Annotated in this window: 17 protein-coding genes; 11 read left to right on the top strand and 6 right to left on the bottom strand. The window is 43.0% G+C overall.

Translation table 11 applies throughout. From position 1 onward, the window contains the following. Positions 1-122: 122 nt before the first annotated feature. The 5 genes from ACTJKG_RS07185 (at position 123) to ACTJKG_RS07165 (ending at position 4,648) form a co-directional block, all read left to right on the top strand. On the top strand, positions 123-1,490 hold the full coding sequence (locus ACTJKG_RS07185) for a sulfatase family protein (RefSeq protein WP_440738777.1): 1,368 nt from the start codon (positions 123-125) through the stop codon (positions 1,488-1,490). 10 nt (positions 1,491-1,500) lie between these two features. Next, the gene (locus tag ACTJKG_RS07180) at positions 1,501-2,718 is read left to right on the top strand and encodes a DUF2264 domain-containing protein (protein WP_172333021.1); all 1,218 of its coding nucleotides are present in this window, start codon (positions 1,501-1,503) and stop codon (positions 2,716-2,718) included. Positions 2,719-2,822: 104 nt separating this feature from the next. Then, the gene (locus ACTJKG_RS07175) at positions 2,823-3,266 is read left to right on the top strand and encodes a carboxymuconolactone decarboxylase family protein (RefSeq protein ID WP_172333022.1); all 444 of its coding nucleotides are present in this window, start codon (positions 2,823-2,825) and stop codon (positions 3,264-3,266) included. Positions 3,267-3,289: 23 nt separating this feature from the next. Further along, a complete protein-coding gene (locus tag ACTJKG_RS07170) occupies positions 3,290-4,108 on the top strand; it encodes a hypothetical protein (RefSeq protein WP_440738776.1) in 819 nt (272 codons plus the stop codon). A 66-nt stretch (positions 4,109-4,174) separates the two neighbouring features. Continuing rightward, a complete protein-coding gene (locus tag ACTJKG_RS07165) occupies positions 4,175-4,648 on the top strand; it encodes a hypothetical protein (RefSeq protein ID WP_172333024.1) in 474 nt (157 codons plus the stop codon). Positions 4,649-4,708: 60 nt separating this feature from the next. Here ACTJKG_RS07165 and ACTJKG_RS07160 read toward each other — a convergent pair whose 3' ends face one another. The 6 genes from ACTJKG_RS07160 to ACTJKG_RS07135 all read right to left on the bottom strand — a co-directional run bounded on the left by ACTJKG_RS07160 (position 4,709) and on the right by ACTJKG_RS07135 (position 15,830). Then, positions 4,709-5,884 carry an alginate lyase family protein gene (locus ACTJKG_RS07160; RefSeq protein ID WP_440738775.1) on the bottom strand — a complete coding sequence of 392 codons (1,176 nt, stop codon included), beginning with the start codon at positions 5,882-5,884 and terminating at the stop codon, positions 4,709-4,711. A gap of 3 nt (positions 5,885-5,887) precedes the next feature. Further along, complete coding sequence (locus tag ACTJKG_RS07155) at positions 5,888-8,347, bottom strand: glycoside hydrolase family 2 TIM barrel-domain containing protein (protein WP_440738774.1); 2,460 nt, start codon at positions 8,345-8,347, stop codon at positions 5,888-5,890. Positions 8,348-8,363: 16 nt separating this feature from the next. Further along, positions 8,364-9,560 (bottom strand): alginate lyase family protein, encoded by a 1,197-nt coding sequence (locus ACTJKG_RS07150; RefSeq protein ID WP_440738773.1) that lies wholly within the window; start codon positions 9,558-9,560, stop codon positions 8,364-8,366. A gap of 6 nt (positions 9,561-9,566) precedes the next feature. Next, positions 9,567-11,024 carry a RagB/SusD family nutrient uptake outer membrane protein gene (locus ACTJKG_RS07145; protein ID WP_440738772.1) on the bottom strand — a complete coding sequence of 486 codons (1,458 nt, stop codon included), beginning with the start codon at positions 11,022-11,024 and terminating at the stop codon, positions 9,567-9,569. 25 nt (positions 11,025-11,049) lie between these two features. Further along, on the bottom strand, positions 11,050-14,211 hold the full coding sequence (locus ACTJKG_RS07140; protein WP_440738771.1) for a SusC/RagA family TonB-linked outer membrane protein: 3,162 nt from the start codon (positions 14,209-14,211) through the stop codon (positions 11,050-11,052). A 581-nt stretch (positions 14,212-14,792) separates the two neighbouring features. After that, on the bottom strand, positions 14,793-15,830 hold the full coding sequence (locus ACTJKG_RS07135; protein WP_172333030.1) for a LacI family DNA-binding transcriptional regulator: 1,038 nt from the start codon (positions 15,828-15,830) through the stop codon (positions 14,793-14,795). Between the two features lie 284 nt (positions 15,831-16,114). On the opposite strand from ACTJKG_RS07135, the gene ACTJKG_RS07130 reads away from it, so the two are divergent. The 6 genes from ACTJKG_RS07130 (at position 16,115) to ACTJKG_RS07105 (ending at position 23,790) form a co-directional block, all read left to right on the top strand. Next, positions 16,115-17,326 carry a glycoside hydrolase family 88 protein gene (locus tag ACTJKG_RS07130; RefSeq protein ID WP_440738770.1) on the top strand — a complete coding sequence of 404 codons (1,212 nt, stop codon included), beginning with the start codon at positions 16,115-16,117 and terminating at the stop codon, positions 17,324-17,326. Between the two features lie 3 nt (positions 17,327-17,329). After that, positions 17,330-18,427 (top strand): alginate lyase family protein, encoded by a 1,098-nt coding sequence (locus ACTJKG_RS07125; RefSeq protein WP_172333032.1) that lies wholly within the window; start codon positions 17,330-17,332, stop codon positions 18,425-18,427. 13 nt (positions 18,428-18,440) lie between these two features. Further along, positions 18,441-21,125, top strand: coding sequence for a glycoside hydrolase family 2 TIM barrel-domain containing protein (locus tag ACTJKG_RS07120; RefSeq protein ID WP_440738769.1), 2,685 nt, complete (start codon positions 18,441-18,443; stop codon positions 21,123-21,125). A 428-nt stretch (positions 21,126-21,553) separates the two neighbouring features. After that, on the top strand, positions 21,554-22,105 hold the full coding sequence (locus tag ACTJKG_RS07115; RefSeq protein ID WP_440738768.1) for an RNA polymerase sigma factor: 552 nt from the start codon (positions 21,554-21,556) through the stop codon (positions 22,103-22,105). A gap of 11 nt (positions 22,106-22,116) precedes the next feature. Next, positions 22,117-22,932 carry a zf-HC2 domain-containing protein gene (locus ACTJKG_RS07110; RefSeq protein WP_172333034.1) on the top strand — a complete coding sequence of 272 codons (816 nt, stop codon included), beginning with the start codon at positions 22,117-22,119 and terminating at the stop codon, positions 22,930-22,932. A gap of 9 nt (positions 22,933-22,941) precedes the next feature. After that, the gene (locus tag ACTJKG_RS07105) at positions 22,942-23,790 is read left to right on the top strand and encodes a DUF4097 family beta strand repeat-containing protein (RefSeq protein WP_440738767.1); all 849 of its coding nucleotides are present in this window, start codon (positions 22,942-22,944) and stop codon (positions 23,788-23,790) included. The last annotated feature ends 1 nt before the right edge of the window (position 23,791 follow it).

Raw genomic sequence — 23,791 nt, 5'->3', positions numbered from 1 at the left:
ATGACAAGTTGTGTGATTTTATTTGAGATTCTCTTTTGTAACAAAATAATAACGGTTATCAGTTTGCAAACATAAGGTGTAACCGGTTACTTTGATAAACATTAAACCAGTATAAATTTTTAATGAAAAAATATTTTAATAGACTAACGCTATTGATCCTGTTATTGGTTTCATTTGGAGCCAAAGCACAGCAACGGCCAAATATCATTTTTGTACTGGCCGATGATATGGGTTATTCCGATCTGAGCTGTTATGGAAGCCCGGTTATCAAAACACCGTTCCTGGATAAAATGGCCCAAAAAGGTGTTCGTGAAACCAACTATGTGGTATCCAGTCCAAGCTGTACGCCGTCAAGAGCATCGTTGTTAACAGGTCGTTATGCTTCGCGGATGAATCTGCCTTACCCCATACCTCCGGGGTCGGAATTAGGTTTGCCTGATCAGGAAGTGACCATTGCCGAAATGTTGAAGGCTGTGGGTTATAAAACCGCCATGATTGGTAAATGGCACCTGGGCGATCATAAACCCTATAACCATCCCATGGCACAAGGTTTCGACTCCTATTACGGTATGTTGTACAGCCATGATTATAAGTATCCTTATGTTAAAACCGATACCACGCTTAAAATATTCAGGGGACATCAACCGGAGGTGATCAAACCTGCAGATTCCTCCCTCATCGATCTGTATAAGAATGAGGCTATCCGGTACATCAAAGAACAAAAGAAAGGCAAACCGTTTTTCCTGTACCTGGCGCATAATGTGCCGCATTTACCGGTTGCCTTTGCTTCATCGCAAAAAAATAAAGGCCGCTCTGATGGTGGTCACCTGGGTGATGTGGTGGAGCAGTTGGACGCGAGCCTGGCCGAGGTTTGGGCACAGCTGGAAAAACAAGGTTTGGCCGATAATACCATATTTATGTTTTCGAGTGATAACGGGCCCTGGATCGAGTTTCCGTCGCGTATGTCGGGCGATGGTGCTACCAAACCCTGGGATGCCGGTACGGCAGGCGTTTTTCGTGGCAGCAAGGGGCAAAGTTATGAGGGCGGCGTACGCGAACCTTTTATCGTTTACTGGAAAGGGCATACTCCGGTTGGCGCATCCATTACCAGCATGGTGAGCAATCTGGATGTATTGCCAACGCTGGCACAATGGGTAAATGCGCCTTTGCCAAAAGGGAGGGTGCTCGATGGTCAATCTATTTCGGATGTATTGTTGGGCAAAGGCGGTCGCCATCCTAAACACCGGGAGATCTATTATGTAAACAACGGTATTTGCGAAGCGGTACGCCAGGGCGATTGGAAATACCGGGAGGTAAAATCGGCCAATACCAATACGGGAATATCAAGTCAGGCACAGGAATCCAAGATAGAATTGTTTAACTTGTCATATGATCCGAGCGAACGAACCAATGTTATCCAGGAATATCCCGAAAAAGCAAAGGAACTGAAAGCTTTGTTCGATAAGTTCCCCGGTAAAACTGAAAATTAATTGCCTGTAAATGCGTAAACTCTTCTGTTTAATATTATTCTTGCCTTTATCAGGCACGGTAATGGCGCAATCGCCAGCCAATAATGATGTTGGTCAAAAGGAACGGGAATACCTGATTAAATCACTGGTGAAAATAGCCGATCCGGTATTGATCACCCTGAGTAAAAATGAGCTTAAACAGAAAATGCCGGTGGAAGCCAAAACCGGTGATCGTAAAAATTATACCTATCTGGAAGCATTCGGGCGTTTACTGGCAGGTATGGCACCCTGGTTAGAATTAGGTCCTGCTCAAACCCCGGAAGGCATACTACGCAAAAAGTATATCACCCTGGCGCGTTTGGCTCTTCATAACGCTACCGACCCCAACAGTGCCGATTTTATGAACTTTAACAAAGGCGCTCAACCCGTGGTTGATGCCGCCTTTTTGGCCCAGGCTTTACTGCGTGCGCCGCATCAATTGTGGGATCCGCTGGATGCCGCAACCAAAGCCAATATTATTACCGCGTTTAAATCGTCGCGGGTTATTACGCCGGGTTATAATAATTGGCTGCTGTTTAGCGCTACCATTGAAGCCGCTTTACTGAAATTTGATAATTATGGAGACAGGATGCGGATGGATTACGCTATCAAACAGCATCAATTGTGGTACAAGGGTGATGGCCTGTATGGCGATGGTGCCGATTTTCATTGGGATTATTACAACAGTTTTGTAATACAGCCCATGCTGCTGGAGGTTCTGCAAACACTTCAGGACGCCGGCGTTGACCAAAAAACAACTTACGATACCGCGTTGAAACGTGCCCGAAGGTATGCGGCAATTCAGGAACGATTGATATCTCCCGAAGGTACCTATCCACCCATTGGCCGCTCGTTGGCTTATCGTTTTGGCGCTTTTCAATTGTTGTCAAAAATGGCTTTAATGCACGCTTTACCTGATGCTGTGAAACCGCAGCAGGTAAGGGCGGCTTTGTATACGCTGATCAAACGGCAACTGGAGGCCCCCGGGACTTTTGATGATAAGGGCTGGCTGCGGGTTGGTTTGTACGGACATCAGCCCGATATTGGCGAAGGGTACATATCGACGGGAAGCCTTTACCTTTGTTCCGAAGCTTTTCTGGTACTGGGTTTACCGCCATCTGATGAGTTTTGGCAAAAAGCCGATGAGGATTGGACCGCCAAAAAAGTGTGGAAAGGGGAGGATATCGAAACCGATCATGCTATTGATTGATTCCATGGCTAATTTACCATTCTGGACTATTTTGTCTGTCATGTCTGGACTAGCTGAATAGTCCAATAATGTCTGAAATTAGATCATAATTAATCTAAGCAGACATGAAACGCAGAATGAATATTAACGAGGCTGAGCCCCGTATTTACAAGGCCATGGCTGTGGCCGATAACTATCTGCCACAGTTTGACCTCGAGCGCCGCTTACAGGAACTGATCAGGATACGGGTATCCCAGATCAACGGCTGTGGTTATTGTATCGACTATCATACCAAGGATGCCCTCGCCCTTGGCGAAACTACCCAACGACTTTTTGCACTGGCCGCCTGGTGGGAAACTCCATTTTTTACCGAAGAAGAGCAAGCCATTCTACAATTGGCTACCGAAGTAACCCGTATTGCCGATCACGGTGTATCCGATCAAACTTATCAAAATGCATTGCGATTGTTGGGTGAGAAAAAACTGGCTCAAGTGATTTTTGTAACCACAACCATCAACAGCTGGAACCGGATAGCTATTGCTATGCACCTGGTTGCAGGAGAGGACTAAATAATATAAAAGCATTAAAACTTATGGAACCAATAAAAAACACTTGCTGCACCTGTGGTACACAATATAAAGCAGAACTATCATCGCCCGAATTTTGCCCGATATGTAATGATGACCGGCAATACCTGACCGAAGATGGCCAAACCTGGACTAATTCAAACGAAATAGCAGCTAATCACCGGGTATTGATCAGTGAGCTTAGTCCCTCGCTTTTCTCTTTACAGGTAACGCCATTATTTGCGCTGGGGAACAGGGCTTTGTTAACACTTTCGCCAGGTGGCAATATTCTGTGGGACTGCATTCCGTTGCTTAACCAGGAGATCATTGATTTTATCAGGTCAAAAGGTGGTATAAAGGCCATAGCTTTTTCGCACCCTCACTTTTACAGCAATGTGAACGAATGGGCAGAGGTATTCGACTGCCCGGTTTATATCCATGCTGCTGATGACCAATGGATGTTTAACAAAGGTCCACACATCAGGTTTTGGCAGGGAACCGAACGGCAGCTATGGGATGGCATTTCTATCATCAATACCGGTGGGCATTTCCCTGGTAGCAGCGTGTTACGGGTACCCGGCCTATCAGCAGAAGGGACATTACTCACCGGCGATAGCATTTATGTAGCCAAAAGCAAAAAACATCTGGCTTTTATGTACAGCTATCCCAATGTTATTCCTTTACCAGAGAATGAGTTGGCAAGGGTGATCAGGCGGGTTGAACAAATATCATTTGATAGTATTTATGGTGGTTTTGAATGGCAGAATCTAACGCAGGTAGCTAAAGAGATCTTCAGGTCGTCTGTAAAGCGATATGGTATAAGTATAGGAGAACCTGTATATTGATAAAAATGATAAGTGATTGTATCGAAATGTTTTAGTGTGCCGTAATGGCTATAAAACCTGTATTTTATGAAATCACTTAAACCAAATTTTATCGGCGCGTTCCATGGCGTTTTGATTTGCACTATACTAATTATCGGAGCATGCAAAAAGGATAAGAAGTCGCCGGTGCCGGAGCCTGCTAAAACGCTTTTTGGAAGCTGGTCTGTCACGATACCCGATGCTAATTTTTCACGCAGTTTAAATTTTGGTAGTGATGGCACATTTAGCACAACATTGTCCTATTATGATAAAGGACAAATTTCTTATACGGTTTATACTGGGACTTATCTTACTAAAGGTGATAGTTTAAAGGTTACGATCAAAGAAATGACTCAACAAGATCCAAATAAGCCATCGGTTAAAACGGCAAGTAATATTAAACTTTATGATAATAGCACATTTAAGCTTGACGGAAACCTATTAACATTAAAATATATTACCTATCCTGCCGACTCACCGGTAGTAACCGAAACTAAGTTCTACCGGCAATTGCCAGATTGATAATATACCATGTAGTACACAAAAAAGGCCGATTCTATTGAATCGGCCTTTTTTGTGGTTTTAATTAAGCCAGATAAGCGGGTGCCTTACCGGTAAATTTCTGATGATCTCTTCGTCCATGGGAGCATGATCCAGTTTTTTCCAGGTATTGAGCCAATTGGCATTACCATAGGCTGCGGCGCCGAATATCAGGGACGGTTGGGCTACCGGCCAACTTTCCCAGTGCATTACATCATGCGCGTAGGGCCAGGTATTTTTATCCTTTAAAAAGGGATATAAAAACTCGATCCCTTTTTTGATAGTGCGACCATCGGGTGTTTGATAGGTCCATAAGTTATCGTTTTTGTCGCTGAGTATCTGGCATAAGGTGGTCATGGCATCCAGGTTAAATATAGAATAACCATAGGGTTTAGTTCGCTTTAACTCTAAGGGGAAACTACCATCAGCTGCTATCTGGCTCGGTAACAATACTTCTTTAAACCGGTTACGGCAAAAATCCAGCACCTCCTTATTGCCCGTAAATTTGGCAAAACAGGCTGTTTGCATGGCCCAACAGGTACCATGATTGTTTTTGGCGTTCATTTCGTCTTTACCATAAGGATGGGTGGTAAGCCAGGTAATATATTGGGTAAACCAACCTTTGATACCCGCCAACGTTTGCTGATCAATCAAGGCTGAGTTTTGCAGCGCTTCCAGACCCTGAACCACCTCCATTAATTGTATGGTATCAATAATACCTATACCGCGACCTGTGGCTACTCCTTTGATAGCTTGCGCATATTGCAGATCGGGGTTCATCATGGTTTCGGAGTTAATGAACCAGGCTTTTAGGTGCCAGAGCGCTTGTTTTACATACTTTTTATCACCGGTGATCTGATAAGCCGATGCCAGGGCGCCAATGATACGGCCGAAGCGGATCATGGCCAGGCGATGTGCCACAAAATTCTGCGGATTGGTCAATCCGTCCTTTTGTATGTAAGGGCCATTAGGATCCTGCGGGTTTGGCCACCAGTAATCCCCTTCGGAATAAAAATCATGCTTGCCGCCTGAGCTGCGTGGACAAGTTTCGGCGGTAACGGTTACCGGATTTTGTTTAAGCGCCCAGGCGGCTTCTTTTAGTATATCGGCCTTTAATGTGGCTGTTACCTGTTGTTTAACAGGCAACCCTGTGTCTGTTTGCCAGCTTAACAAAAGCAGGGGCAAACAAAGAAGTAATAGATACCGTATTTTAAACATAGCTTATAAATTAATGAATGCTGTCGGTAAGCCCGGCGATTGTACACCCACCACGCTTTTACCGTTATTTGTTTTTATACTGATCAAAGCGCGCCCATTATAGGCTTGTACTTTACGCGAACCTCTTGAAGTGCCCAGATCATCTATCAAGGTACCATCGCCGGTTAACGAAAACACGATCCAGTTTACGGAGTCAAGGCATTGTACGCCTTTACTGTCCTGTAGTTTTACCTGTATGGTGGTCTCGCCATTTTCATCTTTCACTTTTTCGATCACTATTTTGGCTGGTTTGCCCCATTTTTCGGTTTGGTATTGCTGACTGATCTGGTCGGTAACGGTTTGTTTGCCTTTGTGAGCCACTACTTTGATATCGTTATTGCCTGTTTGTAAAGGCACCATCCAACGTAAACCTGCCGCCGGGAAATCCTGGCTGTTGCGTTTTTTTACACCATAGCTTTTACCGTTTACAAAAAGCTCGGCATTATCGCAATTGGAGTATACTTTTATCATCTTTTCTTCACCTGCATCACCCCAGCGTACCGGCCAGCTGTGCCCGTAAATATGTGCCATAGGTTTTTCCGTCCAATAGGATTGGAATACGTAGTAAGATTCTTTTGGTGTGAGATCACGTTCAACCACACCCTTTTGGTTCATATAGGGGATGGGGTTATCCGGGCGGATAGGAGTAGAGAAATCTTTAAAGATCCAGAACGCCGAACCCGTAAGCCATGACATAGTTTCCTGTTCTTTTAAGTGCCAGTCGAACAGGTTGCAGATATAGCTTTCGCTCCAGTCACCGTCTTTTGATGCACGGGCTGCACCACCGTATAAAGAAGCGTCGCCCAGGCGTTCGTCTGTTCCTGTTCCGGCCTTGATATTGCTTAATGCTTTATCCGGATTTTCAGAATGGCGCAGGGCATGACTGTCGCCACCCCATTCGGCATGAAAAAAGTGTTTTACTTTTTTAAATTCTTCTTCGGAGGTTGCTTTGTATTCGGTAAATAACCCGCGATACCAGCCCGCCCAGATAGAAGGAGAGTACACATCGGGGATATCCTTACAAAAATCGCAGCGCCTGATGGTTGTTTTGCGCGAAGGATCAAGGCGATGTGCCAGGTCATTCTGCGCTTTCATAAACTCACGGATCTTTTCTTTGTCGAACACCGGGAAATCACCTTCCCAATCATTCTCATTACCCAAGCCCCACAAAATAATGGCCGGGTGATTAAAATGCTGTTCGATCATGTTGGTCATCATTTGTTTGGCCTGGTTCTGATAGCCCTCGCCGCCAAGACCACCACGGCACCAGGGCTCTTCTTCCCAAACGAGGATGCCCAGGCTATCGCATAAATTCAATATGGTACGGGATTGCTGATAGTGGCCAAGCCTGATGAAATTGACACCCATATCTTTCATCATCTGCATTTCGTGTCGCATCATGTCGTCGGTCATGGCCCCGGCAACACCAGCCTGATCTTCATGGCGATGCGTACCGCGGAGCAGCAGTCGTTTTCCATTCAGGTAAAACGGCCCGTTATCGGCAAATTCAAAATTGCGGAAACCTATTTTTTCGGTTTGTACATCAACATGCTCGCCCGTTTTTACAGATACTTCAACCGTATACAGAGCAGGATCAGCAGGCGACCATAACTTTGGTTTTTTTATCTGAAATGAACCAATCGAAACATCACCGGTTAAACTGTTAAGCTGAAAAGTTTTGCTGGTAACAACTTTGCCCTGCGGATCCATCAATTTGATCAAACAATCAGCAGCAGAGCTATTGCCTGGGTTATAAAACCGTGCTTTAATCTGTAGCTCACCCATTTTACCTTCTTTATTGGTTTGTGCCGAAGCGAATATCTTATCCAATGAAACAGCAGGAGCGTAAACCAGGTTCAGGTAACGGTACAATCCTCCATAAACATTAAAGTCGGACAATTGTGAAGGAATAGTTTCCAGGTTACGAGAGTTGTCACACCTGATCTCCACCGGGATACGGCCTTTAAATCTTTTTTGATAGACATCTGTTTTCTTAAAATCTTCTATGGCCTGGGTTATATCTACGGTCCACTCATCGTAGCCGCCTAAGTGAGCGCCTACTTTGGTGGTGTATACATATACCTCGGTTTTTTGCCCGGCACCTTCAAAATGGAGTAGAGTGCGGCCGTTGGTATATGGATTTTTGATATCCAACTGGGTGCGGTACCAACCCGGGCCCTGGTAATAATTTACATCCGGATCAACTGCGTCGCGGGCATTGAAGCAATGAGGCAGAGTCACCTTTTGCCAAACCGGGACACTTTCGGGGTTACTGGGAGTAACTGGTCGCACAGCTTCCCATACGCCGCCGATGTCCTGCTTTAAAAATTCCCAATTGCCGGTAAGCCTTGTTTTTTGCTGGGCATAACTCAACTGGCTAAACGCTGAAAGAAGGGTTAGGAAGAATAATACGGATCTTTTCATAAGTATATAAAACCTGCTAATTGATATCGTTTAAGCGACTTTTTAGCGGATGCTCTTTTAAGTATTGTTTGAGGTTATCGTCTGGATAAACAGCGGCTGCGGCATGAACAATGCGTGTAAACATACCGTAGGTAAAAGGTTCAATTTGCTCATGAGTCCATGCTTTTTGCTTCAACGCGTACGGCATGAGCCAATTGATAGCCGTTTTAATGCCTTTGCCATCGATGGTTTGCTCATGCCAGAGATCAACATTCACTAATGTTGCCATTTTAGCCAGGCGGCACCAGCCCCAAAGGTTCATATTGGCATAACCCCATGATTTGGTGCGGATAAGTTCCAGCGGCATAGCGCCATCAGGTGTAAATTGCTGATCGATCCTGGCGATGGTGGTTTGTTGCAGGGTTTGTTTGGCTAAAGCCGGGTTACCGGTAAATAAAGCAAAATCAACCACCTGTAGGTCGTAATAGGTACCATGGTTATTGATCTGGCTATGTTCCGATTTACCGTTTTTGCTGGTTACCAGCCAGTTCAGGTATTGCTTATACCATTGTTTGATACCACTGATCAAACTGTTGTCGATATTTTTACTTGATTGCAGCAAAGTGAGCATATCAGGTATAACGGTTAAACCCGTAGTTTCAATAATGCCAATACCCCGGCCGTCATTAAGCCCTGGAATATATTGCGCGTAGTTTAAATTAGGGTTCACCCGGGTAGCCGGATCGATGAACCAAACCTGCAGTAAAGTTTTAACTTTCTGTGTATATTTTTCGTTGCCTGTAAAGTACCAGGCCAGCGTGAGTTGTTCTACGCTATTGCATAAGTTGCCCATCTGACTTCCATCATGCAATAAATAAATTTCGGGATTTCGCCGGCCATCTCTGCGGATGTAGGGCTTGCTATCTTTTTTAGTAGAGTCGGGCCACCAGTAGGGCGCCTGACTTACATAGTCGTGCTTATCGTTACTTGGAGCGAGTTTTGTTTTGTGAAATGTTACTGAATAGGGGGCTGCACTCAGCAGGGTATCGGCACGGGCGATCAGGTTGTTTACCTGTGCCGCCATGGCTGTGTCTTTATTTTGGTACTGTTGTTTACATTGCTCAATGGCTTGTTCATCAAGCAGTATAAAAACAGTTTTACCGGCCTTGCGTTGTGCAAAGCCGGTAAAATATAGGGGTATTAACAGAAATAGGGTAATATATCTGTATGTCATGATGGGTTAATAACCAGGATTTTGTTTCAGGTTTTTGTTTACGTCGAGTTCAGGTTGAGGTAAGGGTAACAGTAATTGGAAGTCCTGGGCCGTAAATCCGTTTACTTGTTGCTCTATTTGTTTAAACCTGCCTAAGCGAATCAAATCCCAGCGACGATGGCCTTCAATACATAATTCACGGGCACGGTCTTTAACCAATGTATCTATAAAAGCAGATGGCGTTGGGGTGTTGGTGAGATCTAAATGAGAGGCGGTTAAGCCGGCTCTGTCACGTACGGTATTCATACCATTAAACTTGGCAGGATCACTTGGATTAAGGTTATTCATCGCTTCAGATTGCATCAACAATACATCAGCATAGCGTAATACAAGCCAGTTTACGCGCGAGTTATTGGAGTTTAATACCCATTGCGGATCACGGAACTTGCTGATATAGAAAGGTACAGAGGAAACTACACCTTTGGCATCAACAACGGAATTGGATATATTCCATGCTTTTCTTTTATCGGCGCCAAAATAAATCTGGTTGGCCATATATGGATTGGCAAGGAATGATCCTGATCCATTTTTAGGTGTAAACATACGTACTATGATGTTTTGAGTGGTCGTATTATTATTGCCAAACTGCACATCAAAAATATGTTCGGTTTGCTGCGGGAAATATTTAAGATCGCAATTAAATACATCGCTGTAATTAGGCATCAGTTTATAGATACCGGAGTTAATCACTTTATTGCAGGCATTAAGGGCGTTTTGGTTATCGGCCGGATCTGCAAATGCGGTGCTGGCCCTTTGTAAATAAGCTCTGGCTAACATAGCCGAGGCGGCACCTGATGATACCATACCTTTATTGGCCGCTGCTATCTTATCCTCTGTTAAACAATTAGTCTCTGCAAATTGTAAATCGGATATTACCTGCGCGTATATTTTATTGGCAGCGGTTCTTGATGGAGAAAAATCAGGGTCATCTTTACTGGTAATAGGATGAGTGATCAATGGAACGTCGCCAAAGCTCCGCACCAGGTCAAAATAGGCAAGGCCACGTAAAAAATAAGCGTTTCCTAATAAATTGTTCTTGGCTGCGGCATCCATGCTGATCTTGGGTACGTTTGCAATAATATCGTTAGCCCTGCTAATCAGTTTATAACTATTTACCCACCAGTTATTGATCTCAATATTTTGAGCCGTATAGGTTAGTTTATACATATCAATACGTTCCTGGTTTTGAGTAAGCAGGGGCACAAGGCCATCGCCTGATAGCTCGCCCATGATATAAACCGTACGCTGATAATATGCCTGAGGTTGTAGTTGGCTCAGGGCCCCAACAACTGCTGATTGTGCATCGGCGGCATTAAGGTAAAAGTTTTGATCAGTTAAAATGCCAACAGGTTTTTCTTCCAGGAGCTTTTTGCAGGAAGATAATCCTAAACCTGCCAAAGCACATAGTATATATATCTTTTTCATCGTTATCGTTATTTAGAGTTATGGTTTATAAACCTAATTTTAATCCCATAGTGTATGTTTTAACATTTGGATACGGATTATAATCGGTACCCAAAGAAGTATAGTTGCCACTTGCAGTATCATAAGTATTTACCTCAGGATCATACCCGGTATACTTGGTAATGGTGAACAAGTTTTGACCGGTTACATATATAGATGCCGATTTAAATACTTTGCTCCATTTTGGTAATGGCAGATTATAAGTAAGGGTAATGGTTTTAAACCGCAGGTAGCTGCCGCTTTCCAATATATCGCTGGTAGGGCCAAGGCTGCGGCGTAAGGTACTGCCCACGCTTGGTAACGTATTGTCAGAACCTGGCATGCCAAAGCTGCGGGTTAATACATGTGCCAGCTTATTATCGTTAAGCGTACCGTTTTCGCCCTCGATCAGGTTTTCATTCATGATCAGGTTACCATAAACGCCTTGTATCAATACAAACAGGTTAAATGGACCTACCGTTAAATTACTGTTAAAGCCATAGGTGAATTTTGGCAGGGCCTGGCCGATAATGGTACGGTCAGACGCGTTGATCACGTGATCGCCATTGAGGTCTTTATAACGTGGATCGCCCGGATTAACTGCATTGGTGATGCCGCTTGCTGCAATTTGTTGTTGCGATTGCCATATACCATCATACACATAGCCATAAAATGATCCGATAGGTTTGCCAACCTGTAATATGGCTGAGTTTTGACCACCAGGGTATAAGCTTGAACTTACGTTACCGGTTAACACATTTTGAGATCCGCCCAGGTCTAGTATTTTGTTAATATTTCTGGAAAAATTTAACCCTGTTGACCATTTTACAAGTGGACTGCTGATGTTGATGGTATTTACAGCCAGCTCAATACCGCGGTTGCTTATACCGCCAAGATTGTCTTGTATTGTTGAAAATCCGGTTGTTGAAGGGGCAGGACGGGCAAATAACAATTTGGTTGTTTTTTTATCATAAACATCGGCGTTAAAGGTGATACGGTTGTTGAATAAACCGAGATCAAGCCCCAGGTTGTATGAGCGGGTTTGTTCCCATTGTAAGTTAGCATTAGGTATATTACCCGGTGAAAAGCCTACAATACGAGCCCCATTAAGCATATATGTATTTAATGAGTACTGCTTATTGGGCGAATAAACAGGTATATTGGCATTACCCACTATACCGTACCCTAAACGAAGTTTCAGATCGCTGATTTCCTTTATATTTTTTATAAAGTCTTCACTTCCAGCTCTCCATGCCAGTGCAGCTGACGGGAATGTACCCCACTGATTATTTGCACCCAATGCCGAAGAACCGTCTCTGCGAACAGAAACTGTTAATAAATATTTATCCATCAGGCTATAGTTAATACGGCCGATAAAGGAGGCTAATTTGCGCCCGTTACCGCTTGATGAAACAGTTGCACTTGAACCGGCACCCAGGCCATCAGTTCCCAGGTTATTGGTGGTTAATCCGGTTGCTGTAGCCGAATTTGTTCTGAAATAAAACTTTTGATAGGTGAAGCCTGCTAAAGCGGTAATACTATGTATTTTATTTATGGTGGTATTGTAAGTAACGGTGTTTTCATTTAACCAGTTAAGGTTAGTTGGCGTGATGATCTGCGCATAGCCACCGCCAAGGTTTGTGCCAAGGTAAGTAGTGCTCGGCCGGAATATCTTTTCCTTCTCAAAGCGGTCGTCAGTACCAAAGCTTGTCCTGAACTTTAAGTTTTTTAATATATCATACTCCGCATAAGTATTAACAAATAAGCGTAGCGCATTATCAATATCTGTGTTTAAAGTAGCCGCGGCTATGGGGTTACCTACCGGATTGGTATAGCCGAGAGGCCCGTTTTGGAAGGTAAACTGTCCTTGAGCATCATAAACCGGAATGGTAGGGCTTATACGCAAGGCATCAAGCAGCGTACCGCCATTGGAGCCACCGCTGGTGTTTACGTTGGCCAGGTTTTGCTGATCAAAGGAGGTTTGGGAGTTTATACCAAACCGTACTTTTTTACTGATATCATGTGTGAAGTTAAAACGTAGTGTACCGCGTTTATAGCCCGAATTTATAATGATACCCTGTTGGTTGAAATAGCTAAAACTAACCAGGTATTTGGTTAAATCAGTACCGCCATTGATAGATACGTTGGCGTTGGTGATTGGGGCTGTTCTGAATAATTCCTTCTGCCAGTTAGTACCTTCACCTAAAGCATTTATTTGGCCGGTAGTAAAGGGTAGCGGTGTTGGTGTTTTTGAACTTCTGTTCAGGAAAGAGGTTACAGAATCAAGATAGGTGGCAAACTGAGTGGCGTTCATCATATCCAGCATTTTTCCTACTCTTTGTACCCCTGAGTACACATCGGCCGAAACATTGCTTTGGCCGGCTTTACCTGTTTTTGTAGTAATGATAACAACACCATTTGAACCACGGTTACCGTAAATTGCAGCGGCCGATGCATCTTTTAATACATCCATGGTGGCAATGTCATTGGGGTTAAGAGCTGTTATATCGGCACCAGCGTAACCATCAACTACATATAGTGGTTCGCTGCTGTTACTAATGGAGTTTGTACCCCTGATACGTATACTGAAGCTTGCACCTGGTTGTGAATTAGTTTGTGTAACCTGAACCCCGCTAACCTGGCCTTGCAATAACTGAGCTGTACCAAATACGGGTGTTTTGTCGACATTACCTAAGTTTGCCGATGATACAGAACCTGTAACATCGCGTTTCTTTTGGCTTCCATAGCCCACTACAACCACCTCATTGAGATCTTTGGAGCCGTTTACCAATTTTACATCTATGGTAGTACGGTCGCTAACCGCAATCTCCTGGGTAGCATAACCAATCGTTGTAAATATCAAAACAGCATTATTATCTGGTACTGTTATAGCGTATTTACCATTAATATCTGTAGTAGTACCTGCTTTGGTGCCTTTTACGCGTATGCTTGCACCTGGAAGCGGCTGTCCTTTCTCGTCTACAACACGACCGGTTATTTTTATGTCAGCCGTGTTTTTTAAGCTACCGGCTGATTTATTAGTTTTTATTGGCGCAGCACCAGGTTTAGCGCCAACGCTTGCAAAAGCACTGGTTAGCAAAAAACAAGTAAATGCTAATTGCAGTAATGTGCTTCTGAATACGCTAAAAAATAAAGCTTTTCTCTTCATATTCTTTGTTTATTGTATTAACTAGGTTTAAAAAATTGGCAATAGGATCCCTGTACAACTTTCGTTGCTTAATTTTTTTAAGGAAACCTTGATGAGGGGGATAGGGTGTCTGTTTCCAGACGGGTTTTGTCTGTTATTCTTCCATATTCACTTTTATTTTAGTAAGCACTGGTTTTATTGGTTTTTAGGTGGTTTTTAATACGTTTTATTACACTGTCAATAAATTTCATGACCGTACGCAGCTGTTCTGTCATTAACGCAAATGAGCATTGGTTACACTTACTATGTTTGATGATTGATCAATAGCATTTACAAAATATGAAGGTACAACCAAATACATACAGCAAACTTTAATAATTAATACAGGGGTTTATAAATGGGTGACAGCCTTATTCAGGCAGATGGCACATATCAAAAGTACCTACATTTGATACGGTGTTTTACACTTTGCCTCAATTTTATTTACGCAATCGTTTTCGAAAAAACAGGTAATGTAAAATTATCCTTACACTAAGGTGTATTTCAGCAAGGTGAATTGCTGTTTAAAATAGCCTGGCCGCTTTTGGAAATTACAAAACAGGTTATTTGTGTTTGCTTGCAGATGAGCTTCTTATGAATAGCTCGGTAGGCAATATCACATTTTCAAATTCGGTAACAGGGCGTTTGCTGTTGATGATACTCAGTAACATTTCGGTTGCCTTTCGGCCAATTTCAAAAGCTGGCTGATGCACCGATGTAAGTGAAGGGTTTAATACATCGGCCAGCACGGTATTAGAAAAACCAACTAACGCCACATCTTGTGGTATCCTGATGTTTTTTCTGTGCAACAAGGTCATGGTAGATGTAGTGATGCGATCGGAGGCCGTCAGGATGGCGTCGGGACGCGGTTCTGACGCTAATAATTCATCAACAGCTTGTTCTAACTCATCCAGGTTAAGGCCGCCATGAAGACAGTATTTAATGTATCGTTCCTTTACTTCGATACCTCTTTCTACAAGGGCGTTTACATAGCCTTCCAATCGCTGTTTGGTAACGGACGAAGTAACAGAACTGGTGATATGCGCAATATTTTTATAACCCGAATCGAGCAGATGTGTAGTAGCCTGATAGGCGCCGCCCAAATTATCAACTATTACTTTGTGTGTTTCTATTTCGGTGCTAACCCGGTCAAAAAAAACAATCGGCAAGCCTTGCTGCTGTAGCCTCCGGAGATGTTCAACATCGGCAGTTTCGGTAGCAATGGAAATTAGCAGGCCGTCAATTGCCCTATGGATAAGGTGCCCAACATTTTGTACTTCCAGGTCATAGGATTCATGACTTTGGGTAATGATCACATTATAACCCTGGCTGTAAGCTTCGGATTCCATGCCATTAATAACCTGTGAAAAAAACTGGTTGTCGATACTGGAAACTACGATACCGATGGATTTGCTATGCCCTTTTTTAAGACTCTGGGCCATAGGATTGGGACGGTAATTGTGTTTTTGAGCAAACTCCATGACGAGTTTTTTGGTTTTCTCGCTGATCTCGTAGCTGTCTCTCAGTGCTTTAGAAACCGTAGACACAGATAGGTGTAATTCCCTAGCAATATCCCTTATAGTAATAGCGTCAAAATTCATAATTGGCTCTCTCCCGGCGACTCAACAAGTATATGAGTATTTTCTTAAAATTAGATAAAAACATCGACTAAACAGCATTTTTACACTCGCTTTCTCTAAAAAAATGTGATCAAAAATGAGTTGAAGCTCTGCTTGCATAGCGTCAACTCAAACGTTTGCGTAAAAATTAACCAGCCATGCTTTTATTTTGGCGGGAATACGTCGTAATATTGGCCTCATCATCAGTGTCTTTTACCCCCTGAATTGAGGACGAACCAAGCTGATCATAAACTTTTATAAAACCCATGAGAACCAAAAACTTGATCGTATTTTTTGTGCTTTCCCTTTTAACCACAAAGGCATTTTCACAAACCGATGTAGCCAAAGCTTTATCATTCGCGCAAAACCAAACCGTTTTACTGCTGAAGGAAGTTGACACCGTAAAATCAGATGCTACAAACTCTGCTCTGGTATCACCACGTAGTTTAAGTACCGATGGGAAATTGGTTATGGTGGCTTCAAAAGATTGGTGTAGCGGCTTTTTTCCTGGCGAATTGTGGTTTTTGTATGAGTATACCCATAACGAGAAGTGGGCAGATCTGGCCAGAAAATTTACTGCCAATATTGAGGTCGAGAAAACAAACGGCATTACGCATGACATGGGTTTCAAGGTATATAACAGCGTGGGTAATGGCTATCGTTTAACCAAAGACGCGCACTATAAAGAAGTACTTATTGAAGCTGCCAAAACACTATCCACCCGGTTTAACCCGGTTGTGGGTTCTATTAAATCATGGGATAACCGCAAGCAATGGAAATTTCCGGTTATTATTGATAATATGCTTAACCTGGAGCTGCTGTTTGAAGCCACCCGCTTAACCGGTGATTCGTCTTTTTATAAAATCGCGGTAACACATGCCAATACTGCTATGAAAAATCATTTCCGGTCCGATTATAGCTCATATCACGTTATTGATTACGATCCTGAAACCGGCAAAGTACTGCACAAACAAACTCACCAGGGCTATGCCGACGAATCGGCCTGGGCACGCGGGCAGGCATGGGGTTTATACGGTTACACCATGTGTTACCGCGAGACGAACAACCCAGCCTATCTGAAACAAGCTGAGAATATTGCCAAATTCATCTTCAGTAACCCCAATTTACCAGGCGATCTGGTACCTTACTGGGATTATAACGATCCGGCCATACCCAATGTTCCGCGAGATGTATCGGCTGCGGCAGTAGCTGCTTCGGCATTGTATGAGTTAAGTACTTATAGCAGAAATGCAAAGGAATACCGCTCAATTGCCGATAAGATCGTTAAAACCCTAAGCGGAAAATACCAGGCAAAAGCAGGTGGCAGCAAGGGGTTTTTATTGATCCACAGTACAGGTCATAAACCCGCCGGTACCGAGATTGATGTGCCTATAATTTACGCGGATTACTATTATCTGGAAGCTTTACTGCGCAAACAACATTTATACAAGGGGCTACCTGTAATTAACCGTAACTGATCCATGAAAAAAGTAGTTTTATTAATAAGCTTTCTTGTTGCCGGGGTATATGCCAGGGCGCAGTATGTGAGTTTAAATGATGCTGAAATCAAGGCATTGAAAAGGGATATAGAAAGTAAGGGTGACGTTAAAAAAGCATTTACGCCTTACAAACAAACTGCCGAACAAGCCCTGAATGAGCAGCCAAACCCTATAGAAACAATCGTGTCTCAAGGGGTGCTGGCAGGTAACCCTGCGAAAACGGCCAGCCTTAAATCATTGCAAGATGGTAATAAAATTTATGCCCTGGCTTTGTGTTACAGATTGTATCAGCAAAAAAACTATTTACAAAAAGCGCAGGATTTTCTGTTGGCCTGGGCAAATACTAATAAACCCAACGGCGACCCGATCAATGAAACCAAGCTGGAAGATATAATAACCGGCTATGACCTGATCAGGAACGATATTTCGGCAGAATCAAAACAGCAGATTGATGCCTGGGTAGTCAAAGTTGGCGAAGCGGAACTCAACAGCGCATCTGCCAAACCAGGCAGAACAACCAGCTTTAATAACTGGAACTCGCATCGTATCAAAACCCTTACCCTGGTTGCATTTACACTGCATAATACAGGCTATGAATCGCGCATTTACCAGGAACTTGAAAAGCAGATCAATGTTAATCTGAACGCCGATGGCAGCGGCTTTGATTTTTTGGAAAGAGATGCCCTGCATTATCATACGTATACATTGGAACCATTACTGCGGGCCAGCATGGTTATTTACCGTGCCACAGGTAAAAACTATTTTACCTATCAGTCAGAAAAAGGAGCATCTATCCAAAAGTCGGTTGATTTTTTGGTGCCATTTGTAACAGGCGCTAAAACCCATGGCGAGTTTGTAAACAGCAAAGTTTCATTTGATAAAAAACGTGCCGAAAATCACGAAAAAGGATATGAAGCCGGCACTTTGTTTGAACCTGTAAATGGTATTTATACCCTTTCGCTGGCTGCTTATTTTAACCCGGCTTATATCAAAGATATACAGCAAGTTAATAGCGTTAAACAAAAATTTAACTGGCAGCTTGCCCTTGATCAGGTCATAAAGCCCGTCAGCAATAACTAATCAATCCATCCCGATGTCTGCGAATCTCCATAAGTTATTCTGTTTTTTTATTCTGTTTATCACTGCTGCTTCAGCGGCTTTTTCGCAGGGGCGTAATGTGATTGGCCTAAATGGTTACTGGCAATTTAGTAAAGGGACTTATACGCCAGGTTCTGCGGATACAGCATCGGCAAAATGGCAAACCGTATCACTACCGCATAGTTGGAATAAGGATGATGTAGATGATGACACCCCAGGTTATTATCGAGGACTATGTTGGTATAAAAAAGCGATAACAGTAAACAGCGATTGGCAAAATAAAAAGGTGTTTATATTTTTTGAAGGGGCCAACCAACAAACGGCAGTTTATGTGAACGGGCACAAAGCAGGTGAACACACTGGCGGGTACACCCGTTTTTGTATAGAGATCGGTCAATTTCTTGATTTTAAACCAGGTGCAAAAAACGAGATAGCGGTAAGCGTTGATAATAGTTTCAATGAAAATATACCACCACTCACAGCCGATTTTACCTTCTTTGGAGGAATTTACAGAGATGTAAATCTGGTGATCTGTAATAAAACACATTTTGATCTGAGCCATGCTTCAACCGGGGTTTATATCACCACACCCACTGTGTCGGCCACGAACGCTTTGGTGAAGATAAACGGACAAATAACCACAAAGTCGGATATCAAGCAAAAATTACAAATAGTTACCACCATTCTTGACCTGTCATCAAAAATGGTTGCCGACAAGAAGATTTTTTTAAGTGGAAATAATACGGAGCTAAACTTTGCTCAAGATTTGCCTATAATTAGCAACCCGCATTTATGGTCAACGGATGATCCTTATCTGTATACTGTTATTACCAAGATTGTCGATGCCAAAAGTGGGGACGTGATAGATGAGGTAGCCAATCCATTAGGTTTAAGATGGTTTAAGTTTGATGGAGAAAAAGGGTTTTTCCTGAATGGTAAGCCACTCAAATTGATGGGTGCCAGCCGGCATCAGGATTTTAAAGGATTGGCGAATGCATTGCCCGATAGTTATCACATCCACGATATGGAGCTGTTGAAGGCCATGGGCGCTAATTTTTTACGTGTATCCCATTATCCGCAGGATCCCATGATTTTAGAAATGTGCGATAAGCTGGGTATACTGGCGTCGGTAGAGATACCGGTAGTCAACGCGATAACCGAGTCGGCAGCGTTTACGGCGAATTGCAAAAATATGCAGGTGGAGATGATCCGCCAAAATTATAATCATCCTAGTGTGGTTATCTGGGCCTATATGAACGAGGTATTGTTACGGCCCAAGTTTAACAATGATAAGCCACGTCAACAGATTTATTTTGCCAATATCGCTAAACTGGCCGGGCAACTTGACAGCGTCACCCGTAAAGAGGATCCTAATCGTTATACCATGATCGCTAATCACGGCGATTTTAACAGATACAAACAGGTAGGCCTGATCCAGATCCCGATGTTGGTGGGATGGAACCTTTACCAGGGCTGGTACGGTGGTACAACAGCCGGCTTTGCCGAGTTTTTAGACAAGCATCATAAAGAGTTTCCGGATAAACCATTGCTGGTAACCGAATTTGGCGCCGATGCAGATCCCCGCATCCGCTCATTACAACCCGAACGCTTTGACAAAAGTTTAGAGTATGCGGTTGGCTTTCACCAGGTATATCTCAATGCGATCAAAGCACGTCCGTTTGTAGCTGCTGCAGCGGTTTGGAATCTTGTCGACTTTAATTCAGAAACCCGTGAAGAAACCATGCCGCACATCAACAACAAAGGCTTGCTTACCCAGGATCGTAAACCAAAAGATGTGTACAGCCTTTATCAGGCCTATTTACTAAATAAACCTTTTATAAAAATATCCAACTGGAACATTCGCGCTGGTATTACCGATAGTTTAAACAGCTCGGTTTGTACACAACCCATAAGCGTTTTTACCAATGAGCACACTATACAGTTAACGGTTAACGGAACCCGCTTGCCTGATCAGCAGGTAAAAGATGGCGAAGCTACCTGGCAGGTACCATTTATCAAAGGTTTAAACAGGGTAGAAGCTTTAATTACTGTTGATGGCAAAACCTACGCCGATATACAGGATGTGAATTTTAACCTTTTATCCCGCGATCTTAAAAATGATCGGGATTCTTTATTAAACATCAATGTATTGCTAGGCGCCAAACGTTTTTATGTTGACGAGGCACAACACCAGGTATGGATGCCTGATCAGCCTTATCGTACGGGTAATTTTGGCTATGTAGGAGGCCATCCCTTTAGCATGCCTGGTAACGGGCAGCAAAGCTATGGTACCAACAAAAATATCCTGAATACAGATAACGACCCCATCTACCAAACCCAACAAGTAGGTATACAACAATATCGTTTCGATGTACCCGATGGAGAGTACGAATTGGTTTTGCATTTCGCGGAGCTCACCACCAATAAAACCAAAGAAGCATTGGCTTATAATCTCACTAACAATATACAAAAAGAAAAAGCCGAAGAACGCGTTTTTAATGTGACGGTAAACAATCAAAGTATACTGAAAAACTTTAGTCCGGCAAATACTTATGGTACACTTACCGCGGGCCAGGAAAAAATACAAATGATTGTTACCGGTGGCAAAGGAATAATGATTGCGTTTGAACCACTTAAAGGCGAAGCTATCTTGAACGCTATCCAACTCCGGAAAATGTAAGTATTTTTTGCGCAAATGCGTAAAAACCGCATACTGATAGCGTGTTTGTACTGTTGCTAGTAACAGGCTATACTCAGACTTTTACGTCCAGTGTTTAAGTCGGGAATGAAAGATAATGACTAATTGAGCGAATGGTTCACATTCACTCCGACTATTTACAAATCAGAAGCAAGTAATAACAATAAGTTTCAGGGACATATCATGTCATCTGACGCTATAAGCTGGTTTTTCTGCAGGTCAGACTAAATTGGCGCCAAAGATTTTATACCTACCTTATCCCGAGAAAAGACAGGCCGACATGCACCATGGAGGCCTTCTTTTTTTTACTGATTTTTCCCTCATCATCAGTAAATTGAAATATTTCTTAAATTTCCTGTAACCATTTTTTTTACCGGGAGTCTCCAATGTAAATAAAATACTAAACCTGTTTGAATACGCTAAGTGACAATGCCATCATGCTCCAGGTTAAAACCGGGGAACTGGAAAAAATGGGACTGCTTTTTGAACGGTACCACAGGGCTTTATATGGCTTTTTATTTCACATGACTTATAACCGGGAAGGCAGTGAAGACATGGTTCAGACGGTGTTTTACAAGATGCTCAAATACCGCAACAGCTTTACCGGCGATGGCGAGTTTATGGCTTGGATGTACCAGGTAGCCCGTAACGTATTAAAAGACAGTTATAAAAAGAAATCTCAGCAGATTACTCACTATGATGTTGCCGACTTTGCCGATCAGATAGATGGAGGTACAGCTGCTGACGAGCAATTCGAACTCAGGCAAACGCGAACGCAGCTTCATGGAGCCATGAAGAATTTGAGTGATGATCACCGTGAGGTTTTGATCATGAGTCGGTTGCAGGAATTAAAATACCAGGAAATAGCGCAGATTCTTCAAATTACCGAAGGTGCTGTTAAAGTAAGGGCACATCGGGCCATGCAGGAGTTAAAACAGGTTTATTTAAAAAGAAAACGTTAAACAGAAATAAGATGAAGTGTGAGCAATACCAGGAGCTGTTTACAGATTATATGAATAAACAGTTAACCTTAACCCAACAAACAGAACTGGAACAGCATATTGCCGGTTGTGATGCTTGTGCGCAGGAGTTGACAGCTATGAAAGAGCTATGGGATGAATTGGGCGATCTGGAAACACCGGAGCCATCGGTAAATGTAAAGGTGAAGTTTTATGCTATGCTGGATACTTTCACAGCATCGGCCGAAGAGAAAAGGGGCTTTTGGGATAAGATAGCGGATAACTGGAACCGGTTATGGCAATTACAGCCCCGTTTGCCAATGGCTTATAGTATGATCGTAGTGCTGATCAGTTTTGCTTGTGGATATTGGATTTTTTCTTCCGGCCGGAGTAGTAAACAAGATGAACAGCTGCAGGCACTTTCATCGCAGGTACATGAACTAAGACAAACGATGATGTTAGCCCTATTGGAAAATCCGTCAGCATCGGAAAGGATGAGAGGAGTAAGTTATACCAGCGAGATAAAACATGCCGATAAACAGGTAATCAACGCGCTGCTGGCCACATTAAATAACGATCCTAATGTAAATGTGCGCCTGAGTACCTTAGATGCGCTGACTCATTTGTCTGATCATCCAGAAGTTAGGGAAGGGCTTATCCGTTCTATTTTAGACCAGGACTCGCCTTTAATGCAGTCGGCTATAGCCGATGTGATGCTTAAGCTGCAGGAGAAACGATCGATAGGTTCATTTAAAGAATTATTAAAACAAAAAGACCTGGATCGCGGTGTGCGTGAAAAGATCAAGGAAACAATAACACAACTTATTTAAAACCAATTTATGAAAAAATTATGGATCCCCGTTTTGGCGGGAGCAGGGCTCTGTTTTGCCCAATTTTCGGCCTCGGCCCAGGAATTTAAGCAGCATGTGAGCAAGCAGTTTACACAGCAAAAAGGGGTAGTGGCTATTTACAATATCTTCGGCTCCATTAATGTAGAGGGCTACTCGGGCGATAAGGTGATCATGGAGATTGATGAAACTATTTCGGCCGATGACCAGACGACATTGGAGCAGGGAAAAAAAGAGTTTAAGCTCGGGTTCGATCAGAAACAGGATACGGTAATGGCCTACATAGCCGAACCCCATGATTCAAGGCCACATCGCTGGTATAACAGGGATGAATACCGACATATTGAGTATAAATATACTCTTGAGTTTACCGTAAAAGTACCATATAACTCCGATTTGCGCATATCCACCGTAAATGACGGGCATATTACTGTTAAGGATGTGTACGGGGTACTAAAAGTAAGTAATGTAAACGGACCGATTGATATTGCAAACGCAAAAGGTCCAACGGATGCGCATACAGTTAACGGTGCGGTAACGGCCAGTTATTTGAAAATTCCTGTAGATGCATCATCCTATAAAACGATAAATGGGGAGGTGAAGATCACGTACCCTGCAAATCTGGCTGCTGATTTGGAATTTAAAAGCATGAACGGGCAGTTTTATACCGACTTTCCTAATGCGGAAGTAATGCCCAGTAAGGTAATCACAACCCAGTCAAAAAATAGTAAGGGTACCACTTACAAGCTCAGCAAAAACTCCCATGTGAGGATAGGGGCAGGCGGTAAATTATTCAAGTTTGAAACCCTCAACGGGGATATCTATATTAAAAAACAATAAT

The sequence above is a fragment of the Mucilaginibacter sp. 22184 genome, assembly GCF_052045695.1.
Taxonomy (GTDB): Bacteria; Bacteroidota; Bacteroidia; order Sphingobacteriales; family Sphingobacteriaceae; genus Mucilaginibacter.
Note: the sequence above shows the minus strand (reverse complement) of the source record. Positions and strands in the feature narration are given on the sequence as shown.

What these genes read in the sequence shown, in the direction of transcription:
- ACTJKG_RS07120 (WP_440738769.1), top strand. Translation starts at nt 18,441, where the DNA reads ATGTCTGCGAATCTCCATAAGTTATTCTGTTTTTTTATTCTGTTTATC.
- ACTJKG_RS07180 (WP_172333021.1), top strand. Translation starts at nt 1,501, where the DNA reads ATGCGTAAACTCTTCTGTTTAATATTATTCTTGCCTTTATCAGGCACG.
- ACTJKG_RS07140 (WP_440738771.1), bottom strand. Translation starts at nt 14,211, where the DNA reads ATGAAGAGAAAAGCTTTATTTTTTAGCGTATTCAGAAGCACATTACTG.
- ACTJKG_RS07155 (WP_440738774.1), bottom strand. Translation starts at nt 8,347, where the DNA reads ATGAAAAGATCCGTATTATTCTTCCTAACCCTTCTTTCAGCGTTTAGC.
- ACTJKG_RS07110 (WP_172333034.1), top strand. Translation starts at nt 22,117, where the DNA reads ATGAAGTGTGAGCAATACCAGGAGCTGTTTACAGATTATATGAATAAA.
- ACTJKG_RS07160 (WP_440738775.1), bottom strand. Translation starts at nt 5,884, where the DNA reads ATGTTTAAAATACGGTATCTATTACTTCTTTGTTTGCCCCTGCTTTTG.
- ACTJKG_RS07125 (WP_172333032.1), top strand. Translation starts at nt 17,330, where the DNA reads ATGAAAAAAGTAGTTTTATTAATAAGCTTTCTTGTTGCCGGGGTATAT.
- ACTJKG_RS07185 (WP_440738777.1), top strand. Translation starts at nt 123, where the DNA reads ATGAAAAAATATTTTAATAGACTAACGCTATTGATCCTGTTATTGGTT.
- ACTJKG_RS07175 (WP_172333022.1), top strand. Translation starts at nt 2,823, where the DNA reads ATGAAACGCAGAATGAATATTAACGAGGCTGAGCCCCGTATTTACAAG.
- ACTJKG_RS07105 (WP_440738767.1), top strand. Translation starts at nt 22,942, where the DNA reads ATGAAAAAATTATGGATCCCCGTTTTGGCGGGAGCAGGGCTCTGTTTT.
- ACTJKG_RS07135 (WP_172333030.1), bottom strand. Translation starts at nt 15,830, where the DNA reads ATGAATTTTGACGCTATTACTATAAGGGATATTGCTAGGGAATTACAC.
- ACTJKG_RS07150 (WP_440738773.1), bottom strand. Translation starts at nt 9,560, where the DNA reads ATGACATACAGATATATTACCCTATTTCTGTTAATACCCCTATATTTT.
- ACTJKG_RS07130 (WP_440738770.1), top strand. Translation starts at nt 16,115, where the DNA reads ATGAGAACCAAAAACTTGATCGTATTTTTTGTGCTTTCCCTTTTAACC.
- ACTJKG_RS07145 (WP_440738772.1), bottom strand. Translation starts at nt 11,024, where the DNA reads ATGAAAAAGATATATATACTATGTGCTTTGGCAGGTTTAGGATTATCT.
- ACTJKG_RS07165 (WP_172333024.1), top strand. Translation starts at nt 4,175, where the DNA reads ATGAAATCACTTAAACCAAATTTTATCGGCGCGTTCCATGGCGTTTTG.
- ACTJKG_RS07170 (WP_440738776.1), top strand. Translation starts at nt 3,290, where the DNA reads ATGGAACCAATAAAAAACACTTGCTGCACCTGTGGTACACAATATAAA.